At 65.3% G+C, this 20351-nt stretch carries 21 protein-coding genes and 1 tRNA gene; 19 read left to right on the top strand and 3 right to left on the bottom strand.

Going from position 1 to position 20351, the window contains the following annotated elements; all coding sequences use genetic code 11:
* Nucleotides 1-8: 8 nt before the first annotated feature.
* Together M5E06_RS08605 and M5E06_RS08600 are read left to right on the top strand one after the other, a co-directional pair.
* Nucleotides 9-473: a DUF3574 domain-containing protein gene (locus M5E06_RS08605; protein ID WP_252137852.1), complete on the top strand. Its 465-nt coding sequence runs from the start codon at nucleotides 9-11 to the stop codon at nucleotides 471-473.
* Nucleotides 474-671: 198 nt separating this feature from the next.
* Nucleotides 672-2609 (top strand): propionyl-CoA synthetase, encoded by a 1938-nt coding sequence (locus tag M5E06_RS08600; RefSeq protein ID WP_286208638.1) that lies wholly within the window; start codon nucleotides 672-674, stop codon nucleotides 2607-2609.
* 58 nt (nucleotides 2610-2667) lie between these two features.
* Here the strand turns inward: M5E06_RS08600 and M5E06_RS08595 are convergent, their stop codons facing one another.
* Nucleotides 2668-3321, bottom strand: coding sequence for a DsbA family oxidoreductase (locus tag M5E06_RS08595; RefSeq protein WP_109149795.1), 654 nt, complete (start codon nucleotides 3319-3321; stop codon nucleotides 2668-2670).
* A gap of 167 nt (nucleotides 3322-3488) precedes the next feature.
* On the opposite strand from M5E06_RS08595, the gene M5E06_RS08590 reads away from it, so the two are divergent.
* Nucleotides 3489-3950, top strand: coding sequence for a hypothetical protein (locus M5E06_RS08590; RefSeq protein WP_252137851.1), 462 nt, complete (start codon nucleotides 3489-3491; stop codon nucleotides 3948-3950).
* A gap of 4 nt (nucleotides 3951-3954) precedes the next feature.
* On the opposite strand, the gene M5E06_RS08585 is transcribed toward M5E06_RS08590, so the two are convergent.
* On the bottom strand, nucleotides 3955-4392 hold the full coding sequence (locus tag M5E06_RS08585; protein WP_252137850.1) for a hypothetical protein: 438 nt from the start codon (nucleotides 4390-4392) through the stop codon (nucleotides 3955-3957).
* 94 nt (nucleotides 4393-4486) lie between these two features.
* Nucleotides 4487-4771: a hypothetical protein gene (locus M5E06_RS08580; RefSeq protein WP_252137849.1), complete on the bottom strand. Its 285-nt coding sequence runs from the start codon at nucleotides 4769-4771 to the stop codon at nucleotides 4487-4489.
* A gap of 165 nt (nucleotides 4772-4936) precedes the next feature.
* Between M5E06_RS08580 and M5E06_RS08575 the strand changes: the two genes are divergently transcribed.
* From M5E06_RS08575 to nuoN, 16 genes are all read left to right on the top strand, one after another.
* Nucleotides 4937-5164 carry a hypothetical protein gene (locus tag M5E06_RS08575; RefSeq protein ID WP_109149792.1) on the top strand — a complete coding sequence of 76 codons (228 nt, stop codon included), beginning with the start codon at nucleotides 4937-4939 and terminating at the stop codon, nucleotides 5162-5164.
* Between the two features lie 201 nt (nucleotides 5165-5365).
* Nucleotides 5366-5442: transfer RNA gene (locus M5E06_RS08570), tRNA-Asp, on the top strand.
* A gap of 314 nt (nucleotides 5443-5756) precedes the next feature.
* Complete coding sequence (locus M5E06_RS08565; RefSeq protein WP_045580751.1) at nucleotides 5757-6125, top strand: NADH-quinone oxidoreductase subunit A; 369 nt, start codon at nucleotides 5757-5759, stop codon at nucleotides 6123-6125.
* Complete coding sequence (locus M5E06_RS08560) at nucleotides 6116-6661, top strand: NuoB/complex I 20 kDa subunit family protein (protein WP_174470176.1); 546 nt, start codon at nucleotides 6116-6118, stop codon at nucleotides 6659-6661. Before M5E06_RS08565 ends, M5E06_RS08560 begins: the two co-directional genes overlap by 10 nt.
* 96 nt (nucleotides 6662-6757) lie before the next feature.
* Nucleotides 6758-7387 carry an NADH-quinone oxidoreductase subunit C gene (locus M5E06_RS08555; protein ID WP_109074000.1) on the top strand — a complete coding sequence of 210 codons (630 nt, stop codon included), beginning with the start codon at nucleotides 6758-6760 and terminating at the stop codon, nucleotides 7385-7387.
* 53 nt (nucleotides 7388-7440) lie between these two features.
* Nucleotides 7441-8658, top strand: a complete 1218-nt coding sequence (locus M5E06_RS08550; protein WP_174757381.1) for an NADH-quinone oxidoreductase subunit D — start codon at nucleotides 7441-7443, stop codon at nucleotides 8656-8658.
* Nucleotides 8655-9281 (top strand): NADH-quinone oxidoreductase subunit NuoE, encoded by a 627-nt coding sequence (nuoE, locus tag M5E06_RS08545; protein ID WP_109073999.1) that lies wholly within the window; start codon nucleotides 8655-8657, stop codon nucleotides 9279-9281. The genes M5E06_RS08550 and nuoE overlap by 4 nt, the downstream gene beginning before the upstream one ends.
* 16 nt (nucleotides 9282-9297) lie before the next feature.
* Nucleotides 9298-10587, top strand: a complete 1290-nt coding sequence (gene nuoF / locus M5E06_RS08540) for an NADH-quinone oxidoreductase subunit NuoF (protein WP_109151176.1) — start codon at nucleotides 9298-9300, stop codon at nucleotides 10585-10587.
* 15 nt (nucleotides 10588-10602) lie between these two features.
* Complete coding sequence (nuoG, locus tag M5E06_RS08535; RefSeq protein ID WP_252137848.1) at nucleotides 10603-12666, top strand: NADH-quinone oxidoreductase subunit NuoG; 2064 nt, start codon at nucleotides 10603-10605, stop codon at nucleotides 12664-12666.
* Entirely contained in the window at nucleotides 12659-13669 is a 1011-nt protein-coding gene (nuoH, locus tag M5E06_RS08530) for an NADH-quinone oxidoreductase subunit NuoH (protein ID WP_109073996.1), read from the top strand. The genes nuoG and nuoH overlap by 8 nt, the downstream gene beginning before the upstream one ends.
* A 107-nt stretch (nucleotides 13670-13776) precedes the next feature.
* On the top strand, nucleotides 13777-14265 hold the full coding sequence (gene nuoI, locus M5E06_RS08525; RefSeq protein ID WP_014248411.1) for an NADH-quinone oxidoreductase subunit NuoI: 489 nt from the start codon (nucleotides 13777-13779) through the stop codon (nucleotides 14263-14265).
* An 18-nt stretch (nucleotides 14266-14283) separates the two neighbouring features.
* Nucleotides 14284-14898: an NADH-quinone oxidoreductase subunit J gene (locus tag M5E06_RS08520; protein WP_109151178.1), complete on the top strand. Its 615-nt coding sequence runs from the start codon at nucleotides 14284-14286 to the stop codon at nucleotides 14896-14898.
* Nucleotides 14899-14900: 2 nt separating this feature from the next.
* The gene (gene nuoK / locus M5E06_RS08515; RefSeq protein ID WP_014248409.1) at nucleotides 14901-15209 is read left to right on the top strand and encodes an NADH-quinone oxidoreductase subunit NuoK; all 309 of its coding nucleotides are present in this window, start codon (nucleotides 14901-14903) and stop codon (nucleotides 15207-15209) included.
* Nucleotides 15210-15218: 9 nt separating this feature from the next.
* Nucleotides 15219-17333, top strand: coding sequence for an NADH-quinone oxidoreductase subunit L (nuoL, locus tag M5E06_RS08510; RefSeq protein ID WP_252137847.1), 2115 nt, complete (start codon nucleotides 15219-15221; stop codon nucleotides 17331-17333).
* 25 nt (nucleotides 17334-17358) lie between these two features.
* Nucleotides 17359-18885, top strand: a complete 1527-nt coding sequence (locus M5E06_RS08505; protein ID WP_252137846.1) for an NADH-quinone oxidoreductase subunit M — start codon at nucleotides 17359-17361, stop codon at nucleotides 18883-18885.
* Nucleotides 18886-18898: 13 nt separating this feature from the next.
* Nucleotides 18899-20347, top strand: coding sequence for an NADH-quinone oxidoreductase subunit NuoN (gene nuoN, locus M5E06_RS08500; RefSeq protein ID WP_252137845.1), 1449 nt, complete (start codon nucleotides 18899-18901; stop codon nucleotides 20345-20347).
* Nucleotides 20348-20351 lie beyond the last annotated feature (4 nt).

Below are 20351 nucleotides of genomic sequence, written 5' to 3'. Positions count from 1 at the left end.
AATCGCCCATGCGTCTCTTCAACCGCCCCAGCCTGTCGCCCGCCGTCCTTTCGCTCCTTCTGCTGACCGGTCCCGCCGCGGCCCAACTGGCGCCCGCGCCGGCGCTGTCGCCGGCGGTGTCACCAACGGTGTGCGAGGCCTATGCGGCCGGCGCGATGATCGAGGCGCAATTGTTCTTTGGGCGGAACATCGGCAACGAGCTTGGCGTCAGCGATCGCGAATGGACCGACTTCCTGGACCGGGAGGTGACGCCGCGCTTTCCCAACGGGCTGACCGTCGTCGACGCTTCCGGCCACTGGCGCGACATCCAGACCGGCCATCTGGTGCGGGAACCCAGCAAAATCCTCACTCTGCTGGCCGATGGCGACCCGGCGACGCTGCGGCTGATCCACGAGATCGTCGATCTGTACAAGGACCGCTTCCACCAGCAGTCGGTCGGGCTGGCCATCCGGCCGGTGTGCGTTTCCTTCTGAAACAGCGGGGCTATTCCAATTTCCGGAACACCGTTTCACGAATGGGGAATGCGACAGCTCGCCGCACCCCCGACCTTCTGACATTTGCCTGCACTTATGCTTTTGTCGCAGATTGTGGAGGCTGCGTAACGGATCGTTTCGCGGCCGAGAGGAAATGCGCACCGAATAGTACCAAAATAGAACGAGGGACGCCCTGCCATGAGCGCGATCGCCAGCACCACCACTGCCGAGCTTTTCGACCAGATGCATGCCCGCTCCTTGTCGGACCCGGCCGGGTTCTGGGGGGACGCGGCGAAGGACATCTCCTGGTACAAGCCATGGGACAAGGTGCTGGACGACAGCAACGCGCCCTTCTACCGCTGGTTCACCGGCGGGGAGCTGAACACCTGCTACAACGCGGTGGACCGCCATGTGGAAGGCGGGCGCGGCGCCCAGGCGGCGATCATCTATGACAGCCCGGTCACCCAGACCGTGCAGACCATCACCTATGCCGAGTTGCAGGACCAGGTCGCCCGCTTCGCCGGCGCGCTGCGCGCCCAGGGCGTGGAGAAGGGCGACCGCGTTCTCCTCTACATGCCGATGATCCCGCAGTCGCTGGTCGCCATGCTGGCCTGCGCCCGTCTGGGCGCGGTGCATTCGGTGGTGTTCGGCGGCTTCGCCCCGCACGAGCTGGCGACCCGCATCGACGATGCCAAGCCGAAGGCCATCGTCTCGGCCTCCTGCGGCATCGAGCCGAACCGCGTCGTCAAGTACAAGCCCATGCTGGACGCCGCCATCGAGCAGTCGGCCCACAAGCCGGCCAGCGTCATCGTCTGGCAGCGCCCGCAGGAAACCGCCTCCCTGATCGAAGGCCGCGACGTCGACTGGGCCGAGGCGGTGGCGAAGGCCGAGCCGGCGGAGTGCGTGGCCGTGAAGGCGACCGATCCGCTCTATATCCTCTACACCTCCGGCACGACCGGCCAGCCCAAGGGCGTGGTTCGCGACAACGGCGGCCATGCGGTGGCCCTGCGCTGGACCATGACCAACATCTACAACGTCAAGCCGGGCGAGGTGTATTGGGCGGCGTCGGACGTGGGTTGGGTCGTCGGCCATTCCTACATCGTCTATGCGCCGCTGCTGACCGGCTGCACCACCGTGGTGTTCGAGGGCAAGCCGGTCGGCACCCCCGATCCGGGCACCTTCTGGCGCGTGATCGAGCAGCACAAGGTCGGCACGCTGTTCACCGCCCCCACCGCCTTCCGCGCCATCAAGCGCGAGGATCCGGACGCCAATTACCTGAAGAAGTACGACCTGTCGCACTTCCGCGCCCTGTTCCTGGCCGGCGAGCGCTCGGACCCCGACACGCTGCATTGGGCCGAGGACAATCTGAACGTCCCGGTGATCGACCACTGGTGGCAGACGGAGACCGGTTGGGCGATCTCCGGCAACCCGCTGGGCGTCCACCTGTTCCCGATCAAGTACGGCTCCGCCACCCGCCCGATGCCGGGCTGGGACGTGCGGGTGCTGAACGCCGAGCTGAAGGAGGTTCCGCGCGGCGACATCGGCGCCATCTGCGTCAAGCTGCCGCTGCCTCCGGGCACGCTGCCGACTCTGTGGAACGCCGACGAGCGCTTCAAGAAGTCCTATCTCGCCGATTATCCCGGCTATTACCAGACCGGCGATGCCGGCTTCGTCGACGATGACGGCTATGTCTATGTCATGGCCCGCACCGACGACATCATCAACGTCGCCGGTCACCGCCTGTCCACCGGCGCGATGGAAGAGGTGCTGTCGAGCCACAAGGACGTCGCCGAATGCGCGGTGATCGGCGTGGCCGACGACCTGAAGGGGCAGGTGCCGCTGGGCTTCGTCTGCCTGAAGGCCGGCGTGACCCGCCCGCACGAGGAGATCGTCAAGGAGGTGGTCCAGCTTGTGCGCGAGCAGATCGGCCCGGTCGCCGACTTCAAGCGCGCCCTGGTGGTCGATCGTCTGCCGAAGACCCGCTCCGGCAAGATCCTGCGCGGCACCATGCAGAAGATCGCCGACAGCCAGGATTACAAGATGCCGGCGACCATCGACGATCCGGGCATCCTGCCGGAGATCGCCGACGCGCTGAAGACCCTGGGCTACGCCAAGGACAGCAACACGTCGGCCTGACACGCCAAAACGGGAGAGGGCGGCCTTCGGGCCGCCCTTCTTCATTTTGGGGCCGGGGTCAGCATGAGACGACCGACAGGTTCTCCGGCTCCTCGCTGCCGAGGTCGAGCAGCGGCAGGAAACTCGCAGGCTCCTGCGCGCCGGAGAGCGCATAACGGCGATTGAAGATATAGCAGGGCACCGCCTGCAGCCCCATCTGGCGGGCCAGCGTATCGGCGGCAAGGACCGACGCCGATTCGGCATCTGTGGACAGCTGATGCCGTGTCTCGACGAAGTCCATCCCCAGTCCGGCGGCGACGCTGGCCAGCGCGTCCGGGTCGCCGATGTCCACACCGTCGACGAAATAGGCGGCGAACAGCGCGTCGGCCATGGCATTGCCCAGCCCCAGCCGGCCGGCGATGCGGACCAGACGGTGCGCGTCGAAACTGTTGGGCGTGCGCTGGATGCGGTCGAGCGCCAGCGGCAATCCGTCGCGCGCCGCCGTATCCTCCACCACCCGGTGAATCTGCCGCGCCCGCTCCGCCCCGCCGAACTTGGCGGCGAGATAGTCGTCGCGCGACATCCCGCCGCGCGGCATGTCCGGGTTCAGCTGGAACGGCTGCCAGCGGATTTCCGGCCGCAGGTTCGGCCGCTGCATCAGCGCCCGGTCAAGCCGGCGCTTGCCGATGTAGCACCAGGGGCAGATCAGGTCGGCGAAGGTTTCGATCAGCATGCCGCCACTATCCGCGCCTCCTCGAAATGGAGCAACCGCTTCTTCCGTCTCATCCCGCGGGCCGGACGGAGCCCGCAACCGTTTGTTAACCGAGTTGGCCCAACAGTCCTGAACAGTCCCGCCGATATTTGCAAAGCCGGCGGACACATCCCGGTGGGCGATTCCCGATGAGCAATTCCTACGTCGACGGCAAGGTGCGTGAAGCGATCCTGGCGGCCAAGGGCAGTCGGATGAATGCGCAGAAGATCCTGATGGCCTGGGCCGTCGAGGATCCCGACCTGCTGCGCGGCATCGCCCAGCCCTTCCTGAAGGCCATCGCCGCCGCCGCCATCGAACGCGCCGGCCGTCCGGCCAGCAGCAGGCCGGCCGCGCGTCCGGCCGCCGCCGGTGGGGCGGGGGGCGGGCGGGCGTCAGCCTCCGGCCTCAGCCGTGATGCGCTTGAGAACCTGCTGAACCAGTTGGGCCGCGAGCCGGACGAACAGCCGGCTCCGCAGCGCGCAACGCCTGCCGGCAAGTCCACACCTGCGGGGAAGGGCGCCACCATTCACAACGCACCGGCCGGCGGGCCGAATCATGAAAAGGCGATGATGGCGATCGCCAAGGCTTTCGTCGCCAAGAAGGTGCGTTGACGCCTTACGACCCGTTGTTGGCCGTATAGGGCGTGGCGTCGTCGAACCAGCCCCGCTTGCGCGGCAGCGTCCGGACGTCCGGCGGCGGACTGGCCAGCGCGGTGTTGCCGTTGCGGTAGGGATCCGGAATGTGGTGGCATTCGACGTCGGCCAGCGTGCGGTAGCAATAGAGCCGCGACCGGTCGACCTCGACCTTGTCGGGGCAATAATCGCCGTCCTTCTCGAAGCTGAGGATCGAGCAGTCGCGCCCGGTGGCCGCCGACACGATATGGTCGCCGATGGTCTTCTTGGTCGCATTCAGCGTCACGACATCGGCGCCCGCCGCCGCCAGCCCGAGCGGGGAGGTGCAGCCGGCCAGCGCCCACGCCGAAATCGCCAGCGACAGGACGAAGCAGACCCGTCTGGAACCCTTCTGCCCCGCTTCCATGTGTGCGCCCACCATCCTGCAACTCCTCTTGCCAGGCGTGGCACACCCGGTCCTGCACATTGCGCTTGGCTCCGGTTAACGAGCAGTGAATTCAGGGATGGGGAATGCCTCAGCGAAGCAGGGTGCAGATGCGCGATCGGCATTCCACGACGACGAAGGCATCCTTCTCCTCGGTGCAGCCGACCTTGAAGGTCGTCGACCCTTCCCGTCCGACGGTGTAGCGCAGCACCTCGACCTTCGCCGGCGTGCAGTTGCCCATCGACTTGGCGATCTCCTTCGCTTCGGCCTGGGCGGCCGACACGTTGGCAGCCGCCATGGCGGAGCCCGCCGCGAAAACGGCCAGGGCCGGAAGAACGGCGATGAGACGGAAGAGGGGCGAGTCGCGGAACGTCATGGCCGGACTATCGCACGGGGTAAGGCGGTTCCGGAAGGGCTGCCTCCGAAATGTCGCAGCGATGCGAATCCCACCGCGCACGAATGGCGAAGCTGCTATTCTCGGCCGGAAACGCAAACGGGACGGCGCCCTGCCGCCCGTTGCCGGAAATGGGTGGGGAAACGCATGACCTTGAATGAACGGCGGCTCGGCGACCGCATCCTTGCCGCGCTGGAGCTGGCCCTGGAACAGAAGCATCTCGACGTCGCCGAGCATCTGGCCCGCGCGCTGGAAGAGACGCTGACCCGCTTCGGCGGACCGGATGCGGTCGACCACCGCGAACTGTCGGCGGGCATGCTGCAGGCGTTCGACCGGCTGGAGGTCCTGCGTCGCGATGCCCACCGTCTGCCCTGAGCGGGCGGGCGGGGCACCACGATGCCGCAGGCGTCAGCTCCAGTGAATTTTTTGCAATTTGGTGATTGACAGGCGGCGGCCGGGGCGACTACAAACCGCCCACCGAACGACGGGGGCCTTCAACGGTTCCAGTTAAAAACACTAGGCGGTTCAAGCCTTTGGCTCTGTGACGGCGTGGTGTTTTGAAACAAGTCGCTCTGCGCGGGTGTAGCTCAGTTGGTTAGAGCGCCGGCCTGTCACGCCGGAGGCCGCGGGTTCAAGTCCCGTCACTCGCGCCACTTTCTTTTTCAAATTGCGCGTAACGCGCCAGTATGTCCAAAGGACTCGCAAACTGCGGGTCCTTTTTCGCATGCGTATTGTCTTTCCTTTTCCCTGTTTTAAAAACGTGGTATTACCAAGCTCTCTCGCGGGGGCCGGCTTGTCCTTCCGCGTGGTGAAAAGCGATTCAAAGCGCTTTCCTTGCCCACGGTCTCGGCATATATTCCGGCCCGTCTGATGGGCTAATCCAAGGCATGGCTGCCACGGCTTTGCGCTTCCGCCGATTTCCCGGCCGGAACGGCGCCCGTGGTCGTGGGCTTATGGGAGGAACGCGGTGTCGACTCCGCTGATCATTGAGTATCTTCCGATCCTGGTGTTTCTGCTGATCGGCATCGCGCTGGCCGCGGTGATGGTGGGGGCATCCTACGTCATCAGCCCGAAGAACCCGGACGCCGAGAAGGTCTCCCCCTACGAATGCGGCTTCGAGCCGTTCGAGGACGCGCGCACCAAGTTCGACGTGCGGTTCTACCTGGTCTCGATCCTGTTCATCATCTTCGACCTGGAAGTCGCCTTCCTGTTCCCGTGGGCGGTCGCCCTGGGTGACATCGGGCTGTTCGGCTTCTGGTCGATGATGCTGTTCCTGGGCATCCTGACCATCGGCTTCATTTATGAGTGGAAGAAAGGAGCTCTGGAATGGGAGTAGAGGTCGCCAAGCCGCTGGCGCCGATTCCGCCCGGACCGGAACAGGACGCCTACATCCGCGCGGTCTCGGACGAGATCCAGGACAAGGGCTTCGTGCTGGCGAAGTACGAGGACCTGCTGGCCTGGGCCCGGACCGGCTCGCTGTGGCCGATGACCTTCGGTCTGGCCTGCTGCGCGGTGGAGATGATCCACGCCTATATGAGCCGGTATGACCTGGACCGTTTCGGCGTGATTCCGCGTCCCAGCCCGCGCCAGTCCGACTGCATGATCGTCGCCGGCACCCTGACCAACAAGATGGCCCCGGCGCTCCGCAAGGTCTACGACCAGATGCCGGAGCCGCGCTGGGTCATCTCGATGGGCTCCTGCGCCAACGGCGGCGGCTACTACCACTATTCCTACGCGGTGGTGCGTGGCTGCGACCGGATCGTGCCGGTGGACATCTATGTGCCCGGCTGCCCGCCGACGGCGGAGGCGCTGATTTACGGCATCCTCCAGCTCCAGAAGAAGATCAAGCGCGGCAACCGCATCGCCCGCTGATCCCAGCGGACCGGACCGGCCGGGGCCGACAAGGCTCCGGTCCCGCGGCCGGAAGAGAAGCGCGCTGAAGACAAGTAGGAAGGCAGGGTCCCACCCATGTCCGAACAGGCGTTGAAGGAACTCGGGGACGTCATCGCCGCCAAGATCGGCGGCGACGTCCTGAAGGTCGAGGTGAGGCTCGGCGAACTGATGGTGACGGTCAAACGGCCGGCCATCCTGGCGGTGCTGACCGCGCTGCGCGACGATCCGGCCACCCGGTTCGAGCAGCTGACCGACATCACCGCGGTCGATTACCCGGACCGCGCGGAGCGGTTCGAGGTCGTCTACCAGCTGCTCAGCTACACCCACAACCGGCGCATGCGCGTGAAGCTGGCCACCGATGAGGACACGCCCGTCCCGTCGGCGGTTGCCGTCTTCAGCGCCGCGAACTGGTTCGAGCGCGAGGTGTGGGACCTGTTCGGCATCTTCTTCGAGAACCATCCGGACCTGCGCCGCATCCTCACCGACTACGGGTTCGAGGGGCATCCCTTCCGCAAGGACTTCCCGCTGACCGGCTACGTCGAAGCACGCTACGACGAAGACCAGAAGCGCGTGATCTACGAGCCGGTCCGTCTGACCCAGGATTTCCGCGCCTTCGACTTCCTCAGCCCGTGGGAAGGCATGACCAACGTCATGCTGCCTGGCGATGAGAAGGCGGCCCTCCAGGACGGGAGCAAGAAGCCGTGAGCATGACCGTTTCGACCGAATCGGCGACCGGCGTCGTCTCGACTGGTCCGGCAATGACTGGTCTGGGCGGGGCGATCAGCGCCTCCGGTCCGGAGACCAAGACGCAGATCAAGCCCTACACGATGAATTTCGGGCCGCAGCACCCGGCCGCCCACGGCGTGCTCCGTCTGGTGATGGAGCTGAACGGCGAGGTGGTGGAGCGTTGCGATCCGCACATCGGCCTGCTGCACCGCGGCACCGAAAAGCTGATCGAGTACAAGACCTACATCCAGGCCGTGCCGTATTTCGACCGCCTGGACTATGTCAGCCCGATGTGCATGGAGCACGCCTATGTGCTCGGCATCGAGAACCTGCTGCAGATCAAGGCGCCGCTGCGTGCGCAGTACATCCGCGTGCTGTTCTCGGAAATCACGCGCATCCTGAACCACATCCTGTCCATCACGACCGGTGCGCTGGACGTCGGCGCGATCACCCCGGCGCTGTGGGGCTTCGAGGAACGCGAAATCCTCATGGAGTTCTACGAGCGCGTGTCGGGTGCCCGCCTGCACGCCAACTATTTCCGGCCGGGCGGCGTCGCCTGGGATATCCCGGACGGGCTGCTGGACGACATCTGGGCCTTCACCGAGCGTTTTCCGAAGTTCATGGACGACCTCGAAGGCCTGCTGACCGAAAACCGCATCTTCAAGCAGCGCACGGTCGACATCGGCATCGTCACCAAGGAGCAGGCGCTCGACTGGGCCTTCACCGGCCCGATGCTGCGCGGCTCCGGCGTCGCCTGGGACCTGCGCAAGTCGCAGCCCTACGAAGTCTACGACCGCATGGAGTTCGACGTTCCGGTCGGCCTGACCGGCGACTGCTGGGCGCGCTATCTGGTCCGCATGGAGGAGATGAAGCAGTCGCTGCGCATCATCCGCCAGTGCTGCAAGGAGATGCCGGCCGGTCCTTACAAGATCGAGGACCGCAAGGTGTCCCCGCCGCCGCGCGGCGAGATGAAGCGTTCGATGGAAGCGCTGATCCACCACTTCAAGCTCTTCACCGAGGGCTTCCACGTTCCCGCCGGCGAGACCTACACCGCCATCGAGGCGCCCAAGGGCGAGTTCGGCGTGTATCTGGTGTCCGACGGCACCAACAAGCCCTACCGCTGCAAGATCCGCGCGCCGGGCTTCGCCCATCTTCAGGGCCTGGACTTCATGTCGAAGGGTCACATGCTGGCCGACGCCGTCGCCAACATCGCCTCGATGGACATCGTTTTCGGAGAAATCGATCGATGAGCGCGCCCGCTTCCGATCACGGCCACGCCGAGCCGACCAGCTTCACCTTCACTCCGGAAAACCTGGAGCTGGCGAAGCGCATCATCGCCAAGTACCCGCAGGGCAAGCAGGCCAGTGCCTGCATGCCGCTGCTGGACGTCGCCCAGCGGCAGAACGGCGGCTGGCTGCCGCGCGTCGCCATGGACGCCGTGGCCGACCTGCTCGGCATGCCGCGCATCCGCGTGTACGAGGTCGCGACCTTCTACACGATGTACAACAAGAACCCGGTCGGTAAGCACCACATCCAGGTCTGCACCACCACCCCCTGCTGGCTGCGCGGGTCGGACGAGATCGTCCACACCTGCAAGAGCAAGCTCGGCATCGACGTGGGCGAGACCACGGCCGACGGCCAGTTCACGCTGGGCGAGGTCGAGTGCTCGGGCGCCTGCGTCAACGCGCCGGTTGTGCAGATCGGCGACGATTACTACGAAGACGTGGCGCCGGAGCATATGGAGCGCATCCTCGACGCGCTGGCCCGCGGCGAGACGCCGAAGCCCGGTTCGCAGATCGGCCGTCAGTCCTCGGAGCCGGTCGGCGGCCCGACGACGCTGAAGGCTTTCACCACCGCGCAAGCGGACGATTGAGGGGGAGGGGACAGCGATGCTTCGCGATGAGGACCGCATCTTCACCAACCTCTACGGCTACCAGGACTTCGGTCTCGAGGCGGCCCGCAAGCGCGGTGACTGGGACAACACGGCATCCTTCCTGGCCAATGGCCGGGACTGGATCATCGATCAGGTGAAGGAATCGGGGCTGCGCGGTCGCGGCGGCGCCGGCTTCTCGACCGGCATGAAGTGGTCCTTCATGCCGAAGAACGTGACCGACAAGCCTGTCTATCTCGTCATCAACGCTGACGAGGGCGAGCCCGGCACCTGCAAGGACCGCGACATCCTGCGCCACGATCCGCACAAGCTGATCGAGGGCTGCCTGATCGCCGGTTTCGCAATCGGTGCCAGCGCCTGCTACATCTACATCCGCGGCGAGTTCTACAATGAGGGCTCCAACGTCCAGCGCGCCATCGACGAGGCGTATGCGGCGGGCCTGATCGGCAAGAACGCCTGCGGCACCGGCTACAGCTACGACGTCTACATCCACCGCGGTGCGGGCGCGTACATCTGTGGCGAGGAAACCGCGCTCATCGAGTCGATCGAAGGCAAGAAGGGGCAGCCGCGCAACAAGCCGCCGTTCCCCGCCCAGGCCGGTCTCTATTCCTGCCCGACCACGGTGAACAACGTCGAATCCATCGCGGTTGTTCCCACCATCCTGCGCCGCGGCGCCTCCTGGTTCGCCGGCCTCGGCCGTCCGAAGAACTCGGGCACCAAGCTCTTCTGCATCTCCGGGCACGTGAACAATCCGTGCAACGTGGAAGAGGAGATGGGCATCCCGCTGAAGGAGCTGATCGAGAAGCATGCCGGCGGCGTGCGCGGCGGCTGGGACAATTTGCTGGGCATCATCCCCGGCGGCTCGTCGGTTCCGGTCCTGCCGAAGTCGATCTGCGACACCGTCCTGATGGATTTCGACTCCTTGCGCGAAGTGCAGTCGGGCCTGGGCACCGCCGCGGTGATCGTGATGGACAAGTCCACCGACATCGTGAAGGCCATCGCCCGTCTGTCGCAGTTCTACGCCCATGAGTCCTGCGGCCAGTGCACGCCCTGCCGCGAAGGCACCGGCTGGATGAGCCGCGTCATGCAGCGCATGGTCACCGGCAACGCCCGCATGGAAGAGATCGACATGCTGCTGCAGGTCACCAAGCAGGTCGAAGGCCACACCATCTGCGCGCTCGGCGACGCTGCCGCCTGGCCGATCCAGGGCCTGTTCCGCCACTTCCGCCCGGAAGTGGAACGGCGCATCCAGGCCTACCGCAACAGCGCCCCGCTGGCGGCCGAGTAAGGAGTTCCCGTTCCCATGCCGAAACTGACCATCGACGGGATCGAGATCGAGGTCGAGCCGGGCACCTCGATTCTCCAGGCTTGCGAGCAGCTGGGGATCGAGATTCCGCGCTTCTGCTACCATGAGCGCCTCAGCGTGCCGGCCAACTGCCGCATGTGCCTCGTGGAGATGGAGCGCGCGCCCAAGCCGGTCGCGTCCTGCGCCATGCCCTGCGGCGACGGAATGGTCGTCCGCACCAACAGCGAGACCGTCCTGAAGGCCCGCAAGGGCGTCATGGAATTCCTGCTGATCAACCACCCGCTGGATTGCCCGATCTGCGATCAGGGCGGCGAGTGCGATCTGCAGGACCAGGCCATGGCCTATGGCTTCGACCGCGGCCGCTACGGCGAGAACAAGCGGGCGGTCAAGGACAAGTATATGGGTCCGGTCATCAAGACCATCATGACCCGTTGCATCCATTGCACCCGCTGCATCCGCTTCATCAACGAAGTGGCCGGTGTTCCCGATGTCGGCGCCGTCTATCGCGGCGAGCACATGGAGATCACCACCTTCGTCGAGAAGGCGATCGGTTCGGAGCTGTCGGGCAACCTCGCCGACGTCTGCCCGGTGGGTGCGCTGACCCACAAGCCCTACGCCTTCACGGCCCGTCCGTGGGAGCTGCGCAAGACCGAAACCATCGACGTCCTTGACGCCGTCGGCTCGAACATCCGCGTCGACGCCCGTGGCGCCGAGGTGATGCGCGTCCTGCCGCGCGTCAACGACGACATCAATGAGGAGTGGCTGAACGACAAGAGCCGCTACTCGTACGATGGTCTGAAGCGCCAGCGCCTCGACCGCCCCTACATCCGCCAGAACGGCAAGCTGGTCCCCGCCAGCTGGGCCGAGGCCTTCACCGCCGTCGCGGCGCGCCTGAAGGGCCTGCCCGGCAACCGCGTCGCCGCCATCGCCGGCGATCTGGTCGATGTCGAGGCGCAGTTTGCGCTGAAGGAGCTGCTGTCGCGTCTGGGTTCGACGAACCTGGATTGCCGCCAGGACGGTGCGCGGTTCGACACCTCGGTACGCGCCGGCTACCTGTTCAATTCGGGCATCGCCGGCATCGAGAAGGCCGACGTGATCCTGCTGGTCGGCACCAACCCGCGCTGGGAAGGCACGCTGGTCAACGCCCGCATCCGCAAGCGCTATCTGGCCGGCGGCGTCACCATCGCCTCGATCGGCGAGCAGCGTGACCTGACCTATCCCTACAGCGTGATCGGCTCCGGTCCGGACACGCTGCAGCAGCTGGTCGACGGCAACCACCCGTTCGCCGAGACGCTGCGCGCCGCCAAGAACCCGATGATCATCGTCGGCATGGGCGCCTTCCAGCGCGCCGACGGTCTCGCGGTTCAGGCCGCCGCCCGTCTGGTCGGCGAGGCCTACGGCATGTTCCGCGACGACTGGAACGGCTTCAACGTCCTGCACACCGCCGCGGCGCGTGTCGGCGGCATCGAAGCCGGCTTCCTGCCGGGCGAGGGCGGCCGCGACGTCCACGGCATCCTCGACGGCGCGTTGAAGGGCGAGATCGACTTCGTCTACCTGCTGGGTGCCGACGAGATCGACATGGCCAAGCTGGGCAACGCCTTTGTCGTCTACCAGGGCCACCATGGCGATGCCGGCGCCCACCGCGCCGACGTCATCCTGCCGGGTGCCGCCTACACCGAGAAGAACGCGGTCTACGTCAACACCGAAGGCCGTCCGCAGCTTGCCCGCCTCGCGGTCTTCCCGCCGGGCGAGGCTCGCGAGGACTGGAAGATCGTCCGCGCCCTGTCGGAAGTCCTGGGCGCCACGCTGCCCTTCGACACCCACGGCCAGCTGCGCCAGCGGCTGATGGCGGCGAACCCGATCTTCGGTGCGGTCGGCGAAATGACCCCGGCCAGCTGGGCGCCGTTCGGCGCGCAGGGCCCGGTCGATGCCGCGCCCTTCGTGACGCCGATCACCAACTTCTACATGACCGACCCGATCAGCCGGGCCTCGGTGACGATGGCCAACTGCACGGAAGCGCTGGTGGGCCCTGCTCAGGAGAGGACTGGCACCCATGGCTGAGTTCTGGAGCGGCTTCCTCCTGCCGCTGATCATTATGGTTCTGGAGATCCTGGCGATCACCGTGCCGCTGCTGGTGGCCGTCGCCTTCATGACCTACGCAGAGCGCAAGATCATGGGCGCGATGCAGCTTCGCCAGGGACCGGCGATCGTCGGTCCCTTCGGCCTGATGCAGCCCTTCGCCGACGGCCTGAAGCTTTTCGCCAAGGAACAGATCCTGCCGGAAGGCGCCAACCGCGTCGTGTTCTACGTCGCCCCGATGCTGACCTTCTTCCTGGCGCTGATCGCCTGGGCGGTCATCCCGTTCGACTACGGGGTGGTACTGTCCAACATCAACGTCGGCGTGCTGTACCTGTTCGCGATCTCCTCGCTGGGCGTGTACGGCATCGTGATGGCCGGCTGGGCCTCGAACTCGCGCTACGCCTTCCTCGGTGCGCTCCGCTCCGCGGCGCAGATGGTGTCCTACGAGGTCTCGATGGGCCTCATCATCATCACTGTGCTTCTGTGCGTCGGTTCGCTGAACCTGACCGACATCGTGCGGGCCCAGGAGACGGTCTGGTTCTGCATTCCGCTGCTGCCGATGTTCGTGATGTTCTTCATCTCGGCGCTCGCGGAAACCAACCGCGCCCCCTTCGACCTGCCGGAAGGCGAGTCGGAGCTGGTCGCCGGCTTCATGGTCGAGTACAGCTCGGCTCCCTTCGCGCTCTTCTTCCTTGGCGAATACGCCAACATGATTCTGATGAGCGCGATGACGAGCATCCTGTTCCTCGGCGGCTGGCTGCCCCCGCTGCCCTTCGCGCCCTTCACCTGGGTGCCGGGCATCGTGTGGTTCGCCCTGAAGATCGCGTTCTGCCTGTTCACCTATGTCTGGGTTCGCGCCACCGTGCCGCGCTACCGCTACGACCAGCTGATGCGGCTGGGTTGGAAGGTCTTCCTGCCCCTGTCGCTGTTCTGGGTCGTGCTGACCGCCGGCGTCCTGGTGACCTTCGGCTGGCTGCCGAAGTAAGCAACGGCGAAAGCCTGCACCGAACCCACCATCGACATGTCGATTTGAGTGCCGGCGAGCCGCCCGACCAAAGGGCGGCGGCCGGCGAGGAAGGAGACGAAGAGGCCATGGCGTTCCTCGACCGCGCGGCGCGCAGCCTGTTCCTGACCGAGCTGCTGGGCGGCATGGCGCTGACCTTGCGCTACATGTTCAAGCCCAAGGTCACGATCAATTACCCCTATGAGAAGGGCCCCATCAGCTCCCGCTTCCGCGGCGAGCATGTGCTCCGCCGTTATGCGAACGGCGAGGAGCGCTGCATCGCGTGCAAGCTGTGCGAAGCGGTGTGCCCGGCTCTCGCCATCACCATCGAGGCCGAACCGCGCGACGACGGCAGCCGCCGCACCACGCGTTACGACATCGACATGACCAAGTGCATCTACTGCGGCCTGTGCCAGGAAGCCTGCCCGGTCGACGCGGTGGTCATGGGGCCGAACTTCGAGTTCTCCACCGAATCCCGTGAAGAGCTCTTCTACAACAAGCAGAAGCTGCTGGCGAACGGCGACCGCTGGGAGGCGGAAATCGCCCAGAACCTCGCGGCCGAGGCTCCTTACCGGTAAGCGGAAGCGAGAAAAACGATGATACTCCAAGGCATCGCCTTCTACGTGTTCGCCGCGCTGCTGGTGGCCTCCGGTGTGATGGTCATCTCGGCGCGGAACCCCGTTCATTCTGTCCTTTTCCTGATCCTCGCCTTTTTCCAGGCGGCCGGTCTCTGCCTCCTGATGGGGGCCGAGTTCATCGCGATGATCCTCATCATCGTCTATGTCGGCGCCGTCGCCGTGCTGTTCCTGTTCGTGGTCATGATGCTCGACATCAACTTCCGCGAGCTGCGCAAGGGTGCGATGGAAGCGCTGCCGCTGGGTGCGCTGGTTGGGCTGATCCTGCTGGCCGAACTGGCCGCCGTGCTCGGCGGCTGGATCGTGGCTCCCAACGTCGCCGCCATCGCCGGCGCGCCGACTCCGGCCTTTGATCAGGTGTCGAACACACAGGCGTTGGGCCGGCTGATGTACACGCAGTACGTCTACCTGTTCCAGGCGTCGGGCATCGTCCTGCTGATCGCCATGATCGGCGCGATCGTGCTGACGCTGCGGCACCGTCCGGGCGTGCGCAAACAGAATGTCGGCGCCCAGATTTCCCGTCGCCGGGAAGACGTGGTCGTCATTCGCAAGGTTACGACCGGGGAGGGCGTGTGATCATGGAGATCGGTCTCGGACATTACCTGACGGTCTCGGCAATCATCTTCACGCTGGGTGTGCTGGGCATCTTCCTGAACCGGAAGAACGTCATCATCATCCTGATGTCGATCGAGATGATGCTGCTGGCGGTGAACCTGAACCTCGTCGCCTTCTCGACCTTCCTGCACGATCTGGTCGGCCAGATCTTCGCCATGATCATCCTGACCGTCGCCGCCGCCGAGGCGGCCATCGGCCTCGCCATCCTGGTGGTCTACTTCCGCAACCGCGGCTCGATCCGAGTCGAAGACATCAACATGATGAAGGGCTGAGGCGGCGCCATGGAAGTGCTAGTCGTATTCCTTCCGCTCCTGGCGTTCCTCGTCGCCGGATCGATCGCGCTGTTCGGCGGGCCGAAGGCCGAGCCGGCGGCTGCCGGTCACGGAAGCCACGGTCATTGCCATGACGATCACGGGCACGCCCAGATCGCCCATGCCCATGACGATCATTCCCATCACATCTCGCATGACGAGCTGGACCACGCACACGACGACGCCCACGACGACCACCATGTCGTCGCCGGGCCGCCGACGGTGGGCGACCGCGTCTCGCAGTTCGTGACCGCGGGTGCAGTCATCGTCTCGGCGATCCTGTCCTGGATCCTGTTCTTCGACGTCGCCGTGCACGGTAACCCGCGCACGATCGAGCTGATGACCTGGATCCAGAGCGGCACGCTGGACGTGAAGTGGGCGCTGCGCGTCGACCAGCTCACCGCGGTGATGCTGATCGTCGTCAACACCGTCTCGGCGTGCGTGCACGTCTACTCCATCGGCTACATGGCCGAGGATCCGCAGAAGCCGCGCTTCATGGGCTACCTGTCGCTGTTCACCTTCGCCATGCTGATGCTGGTGACGGCGGACAACCTGGTCCAGCTGTTCTTCGGCTGGGAGGGCGTCGGTCTGGCCTCCTACCTGCTGATCAACTTCTGGTACGAGAAGCCCTCGGCGAACGCCGCCGCCATGAAGGCCTTCCTGGTCAACCGCGTCGGCGACTTCGGCTTCGCGCTCGGCATCTTCGCGATCTTTGTGCTGACCGGTTCGGTCCAGTTCGACACGATCTTCGCCAAGGCCCCGACGCTGACCGGCGAGACGCTGCATTTCCTCAGCTGGGACTTCAACGGTCTGACCGTCGCCTGCCTGCTGCTGTTCATGGGCGCCATGGGCAAGTCGGCGCAGCTTGGTCTGCACACCTGGCTGCCGGACGCGATGGAAGGCCCGACCCCGGTGTCGGCGCTCATCCACGCGGCCACCATGGTCACCGCCGGCGTCTTCATGGTCTGCCGCCTGTCGCCCGTCTTCGAATACGCCCCGACGGCGCTCGAGGTGGTGACGGTGGTCGGCGGCCTGACCGCCTTCGTCGCGGCGACCATCGGTTTCACCCAGTTCGACATCAAGCGCGTCATCGCCTATTCGACGATGTCGCAGCTCGGATACATGTTCTTCGCCGCCGGCGTCTCCGCCTACGGCGCGGCCATGTTCCATCTGTTCACGCACGCCTTCTTCAAGGCCCTGCTGTTCCTTGGCGCCGGCTCGGTCATCCATGCTCTGCACCATGAGCAGGACATGCGGAAGATGGGCGGCGTCTGGCGCAAGATTCCCTTCACCTATGCGGTGATGTGGATCGGCAATCTGGCTCTCGCCGGTCTGCCCTTCTTCGCCGGCTACTATTCCAAGGACATGATCCTGGAGGCGGCCTTCGCCTCGGGCAGCGGGGTGGGGCGCTTCGCCTTCGCCCTGGGTATCGCGGCTGCTCTGCTGACCGCCTTCTACTCCTGGCGCCTGCTGTTCATGACCTTCCACGGCACGCCGCGGATGGACAAGGAAGTCTACGACCACGCCCACGAATCGCCGGTCGTCATGCTGATCCCGCTGGCGGTCCTGACGCTTGGCGCGCTGTTCGCCGGCTTTGGTTTCCACCAATGGTTCATTGGTCACGACCGGATGGAATTCTGGGGCAAGGCCATCATGACCCTGCACGAGCATGACGCCATCGAGGCCGCGCACCACCACACCCCGGGCTGGGTCGCCATCGCCCCGCTGGTGGTCGGCCTGATCGGTATCGCCATGGCCTACATCGGCTATGTGATGATGCCGCGCCTGCCGGGCCGGATCGCCTCCACCTTCCGCGGCATCCACCAGTTCCTCTACAACAAGTGGTACTTCGACGAGCTGTACGACGCGCTGTTCACCCGTCCGGCCAAGGCCATCGGCTACGGCCTGTGGAAGTCGGGCGACGGGGCGGTGATCGACGGCGTGGGACCGGACGGCATCGCCGCCGCCACCCGCGACGTCGCGGCACGCGCCAGCCGGCTGCAGTCGGGGTACGTCTATCACTACGCCTTTGCCATGGTGATCGGGGTCGTCCTGCTCGTCGCCTGGCTGTCGGTCTTCGGCTGAGCGGTTTCGAAGGAGAACAACAACAATGGCTAGCTGGCCGATCCTGTCGTTCGCGACCTTCCTGCCGCTCGTGGGCGTCGCGCTGATCCTGCTGTTCTGCCGGGGCAATTCCCCGGACGTGCTGCGGAACGTGCGGTACATCTCGCTGTGGACGACCCTCGTCACCTTCGTCCTGACCCTGCTGGTCTGGGCCAACTTCGATCCGCGCAATCCCGGCTACCAGATGGTCGAGAAGGCGGGCTGGATCCCCGAGTTCGGCATCAACTACCACATGGGCGTCGACGGCATTTCGGTGCTGTTCGTCGTCCTGTCCGGCTTCCTGATGCCGCTGTGCATCCTGGCGAGCTGGGAGTCGGTGCAGGTCCGCCTGAAGGAATACATGATCGCATTCCTCGTGCTGGAAACCCTGATGATCGGGATGTTCTGCGCGCTGGACTTCATCCTGTTCTACATGTTCTTCGAAGGCGTCCTGATCCCGATGTTCCTCATCATCGGTGTCTGGGGCGGCCCGCGCCGCGTCTATGCCGCCTTCAAGTTCTTCCTCTACACGCTGCTCGGCTCGGTCCTGATGCTGTTGGCGATCCTGGCCATGTATTATGTGGCCGGCACCACCGACATCCCGACCATCACCGCCACCCAGTTCCCGCGCAACATGCAGCTGTGGCTGTGGCTGGCCTTCTTCGCCTCCTTCGCGGTGAAGGTGCCGATGTGGCCGGTCCACACCTGGCTGCCGGATGCCCACGTCGAGGCGCCGACCGCCGGCTCGGTGATCCTGGCCGGCGTGCTGCTGAAGATGGGCGGGTACGGCTTCCTGCGCTTCAACATTCCGATCCTGCCGGAAGCGACCGAGTATTTCGCGCCGCTGATCTACACCCTGTCGGTCGTCGCCGTGATCTACACCTCGCTGGTCGCTCTCGCCCAGGAGGACATGAAGAAGCTGATCGCCTACTCGTCGGTCGCCCACATGGGCTTCGTCACCATCGGCATGTTCGCGCTGAACCAGCAGGGCATCGAAGGCTCGGTGTTCCAGATGCTGTCGCACGGCGTCGTGTCGGGTGCGCTGTTCCTGTGCGTCGGCGTCGTCTACGACCGGCTGCACACCCGCGAGATCGCCCGTTACGGCGGCCTCGTGAAGAACATGCCGAAATACGCGGTGGTCTTCCTGTTCATGACCATGGCCTCGGTCGGTCTGCCGGGTACCGCCGGTTTCGTCGGCGAGTTCCTGGTGCTGATGGGCGTCTTCCGCGACAACACCTGGGTCGCCGCCCTGGCCGCTACGGGCATGGTTCTGGGCGCCGCCTACGCGCTGTGGCTGTACCGCCGCGTTGTCTACGGCAAGCTGACCAAGCCGGACGTCAAGGCGATGTTCGACATAACTCCGCGCGAAATCGCGGTGTTCGTGCCGCTGATCATTGTCGTCCTGTGGATGGGCGTCTATCCCAGCAGCTTCCTGAACGTCACCTCGGCATCGGTCGAGCAGCTGATCCAGACCTACCAGACCAAGCTGGCCGCGTCGCACGCCGCGTCCGGTGTCTCGGTCGCCGCTCGGTAAGGGGTTCTTCGACATGACCGCAGTGTTTCCCGACATCTGGCCGGCCCTGCCGGAGATCTTCCTGGCACTCTCGGGCGTTGCCCTGCTGATGCTGGGCGTGTTCCGCGGGGACGGCTTCACCCGTCCCGTCTCCTATCTGGCGATCGTCTGCATGCTGCTCGCCGCCGTCCTGGCGATGGGCTACGGTAGCGGCCGCGTCGTCACCTTCAACGGCATGTTCGTGATGGATGCCTTCGGCGTCTTCATGAAAGTGCTGGTGCTGGTCTCCGCGGCCTTTGCGGTCGTCCTCTCGCTCGGCTTCAACGAGCGGGAGCAGATGGCCCGCTTCGAGTTCCCAGTGCTGATGGTCTTCGCCACGCTCGGCATGCTGATGATGATCTCGGCCAACGATTTCATCTCGCTGTATGTCGGCCTGGAGACCCAGAGCCTGGCGCTCTATGTCATCGCGGCCTTCCGCCGTGACAGTGGGAAGTCGTCGGAAGCCGGCCTGAAGTACTTCGTCCTCGGCTCGCTCTCCTCGGGCATGCTGCTGTACGGTGCTTCGCTGGTGTACGGCTTCGCCGGCACGACTTCGTTCGACAAGGTGGCGGCGCTGTTCGCCGGTGGCGCCCATGTGTCGCCGGGTCTGGTGATCGGTCTGGTGTTCGTGATGGCCGGTCTGGCCTTCAAGATCTCGGCCGCTCCGTTCCACATGTGGACGCCGGACGTCTATGAGGGTGCGCCGACCCCGGTGACCGCCTTCTTCGCGGCGGCGCCGAAGGTGGCGGCCATCGCCCTGCTGACCCGCGTGGTGATGGAGCCGTTCGGCCACCTCGCCGCCCAGTGGCATCAGGTGCTGGTGGCGACCGCCATCCTGTCGATGGTGATCGGTTCCTTCGTCGCCATCATGCAGACCAACATCAAGCGCCTGATGGCTTACAGCTCCATCGGCCATGTCGGTTACGCGCTGGTCGGCCTGACGACCGGTACGCAGGACGGCGTGCGCGGCGTGCTGATCTACATGGCGCTCTACATCGCCATGAACATCGGCGCCTTCGCGGTCATCCTCAGCATGAAGGCCAAGGGCCGGATGCTGGAGGAGATCAAGGACTTCTCCGGCCTGTCCAAGACCAACCCGATGCTGGCCGCGACCATGGCGATCTTCATGTTCTCCATGGCCGGCATCCCTCCGATGGCGGGCTTCTTCGGCAAGCTCTATGTCTTCCTGGCCGCCGTCGCCGCGCAGGAATACACGCTGGCCGTCGTCGGTGTGCTGACCAGCGTCGTGGGTGCCTTCTACTATCTGCGCATCATCAAGATCATGTATTTCGATGAGCCCGCAGTGGTGGTCGACAAGGTCGACGACGACAGCATGACCGGCGTCCTGGTGCTGACCAGCCTGTTCACCTTGCTGTTCTTCGTCGCTCCCGCGCCGATCCTGAACGGTGCGGCGGCTGCCGCGGCGGCCCTGTTCGCCGGGTGACATC

The organism is Azospirillum sp. A1-3, assembly GCF_023806445.1.
Lineage (GTDB): Bacteria > Pseudomonadota > Alphaproteobacteria > Azospirillales > Azospirillaceae > Azospirillum.
This window is presented reverse-complemented; position numbering and strand designations above follow the sequence as displayed.

Bases quoted from the DNA above. Each gene is read 5' to 3' on its own strand.
- M5E06_RS08505 (WP_252137846.1), top strand. From the start codon at position 17,359: ATGGCTAGCTGGCCGATCCTGTCGTTCGCGACCTTCCTGCCGCTCGTG.
- nuoN (WP_252137845.1), top strand. From the start codon at position 18,899: ATGACCGCAGTGTTTCCCGACATCTGGCCGGCCCTGCCGGAGATCTTC.
- nuoE (WP_109073999.1), top strand. From the start codon at position 8,655: ATGAGCGCGCCCGCTTCCGATCACGGCCACGCCGAGCCGACCAGCTTC.
- M5E06_RS08550 (WP_174757381.1), top strand. From the start codon at position 7,441: ATGACTGGTCTGGGCGGGGCGATCAGCGCCTCCGGTCCGGAGACCAAG.
- M5E06_RS08600 (WP_286208638.1), top strand. From the start codon at position 672: ATGAGCGCGATCGCCAGCACCACCACTGCCGAGCTTTTCGACCAGATG.
- M5E06_RS08575 (WP_109149792.1), top strand. From the start codon at position 4,937: ATGACCTTGAATGAACGGCGGCTCGGCGACCGCATCCTTGCCGCGCTG.
- nuoK (WP_014248409.1), top strand. From the start codon at position 14,901: ATGGAGATCGGTCTCGGACATTACCTGACGGTCTCGGCAATCATCTTC.
- M5E06_RS08560 (WP_174470176.1), top strand. From the start codon at position 6,116: ATGGGAGTAGAGGTCGCCAAGCCGCTGGCGCCGATTCCGCCCGGACCG.
- nuoH (WP_109073996.1), top strand. From the start codon at position 12,659: ATGGCTGAGTTCTGGAGCGGCTTCCTCCTGCCGCTGATCATTATGGTT.
- M5E06_RS08590 (WP_252137851.1), top strand. From the start codon at position 3,489: ATGAGCAATTCCTACGTCGACGGCAAGGTGCGTGAAGCGATCCTGGCG.
- nuoG (WP_252137848.1), top strand. From the start codon at position 10,603: ATGCCGAAACTGACCATCGACGGGATCGAGATCGAGGTCGAGCCGGGC.
- M5E06_RS08585 (WP_252137850.1), bottom strand. From the start codon at position 4,392: ATGGTGGGCGCACACATGGAAGCGGGGCAGAAGGGTTCCAGACGGGTC.
- nuoF (WP_109151176.1), top strand. From the start codon at position 9,298: ATGCTTCGCGATGAGGACCGCATCTTCACCAACCTCTACGGCTACCAG.
- M5E06_RS08580 (WP_252137849.1), bottom strand. From the start codon at position 4,771: ATGACGTTCCGCGACTCGCCCCTCTTCCGTCTCATCGCCGTTCTTCCG.
- M5E06_RS08520 (WP_109151178.1), top strand. From the start codon at position 14,284: ATGATACTCCAAGGCATCGCCTTCTACGTGTTCGCCGCGCTGCTGGTG.
- M5E06_RS08595 (WP_109149795.1), bottom strand. From the start codon at position 3,321: ATGCTGATCGAAACCTTCGCCGACCTGATCTGCCCCTGGTGCTACATC.
- M5E06_RS08555 (WP_109074000.1), top strand. From the start codon at position 6,758: ATGTCCGAACAGGCGTTGAAGGAACTCGGGGACGTCATCGCCGCCAAG.
- nuoI (WP_014248411.1), top strand. From the start codon at position 13,777: ATGGCGTTCCTCGACCGCGCGGCGCGCAGCCTGTTCCTGACCGAGCTG.
- nuoL (WP_252137847.1), top strand. From the start codon at position 15,219: ATGGAAGTGCTAGTCGTATTCCTTCCGCTCCTGGCGTTCCTCGTCGCC.
- M5E06_RS08605 (WP_252137852.1), top strand. From the start codon at position 9: ATGCGTCTCTTCAACCGCCCCAGCCTGTCGCCCGCCGTCCTTTCGCTC.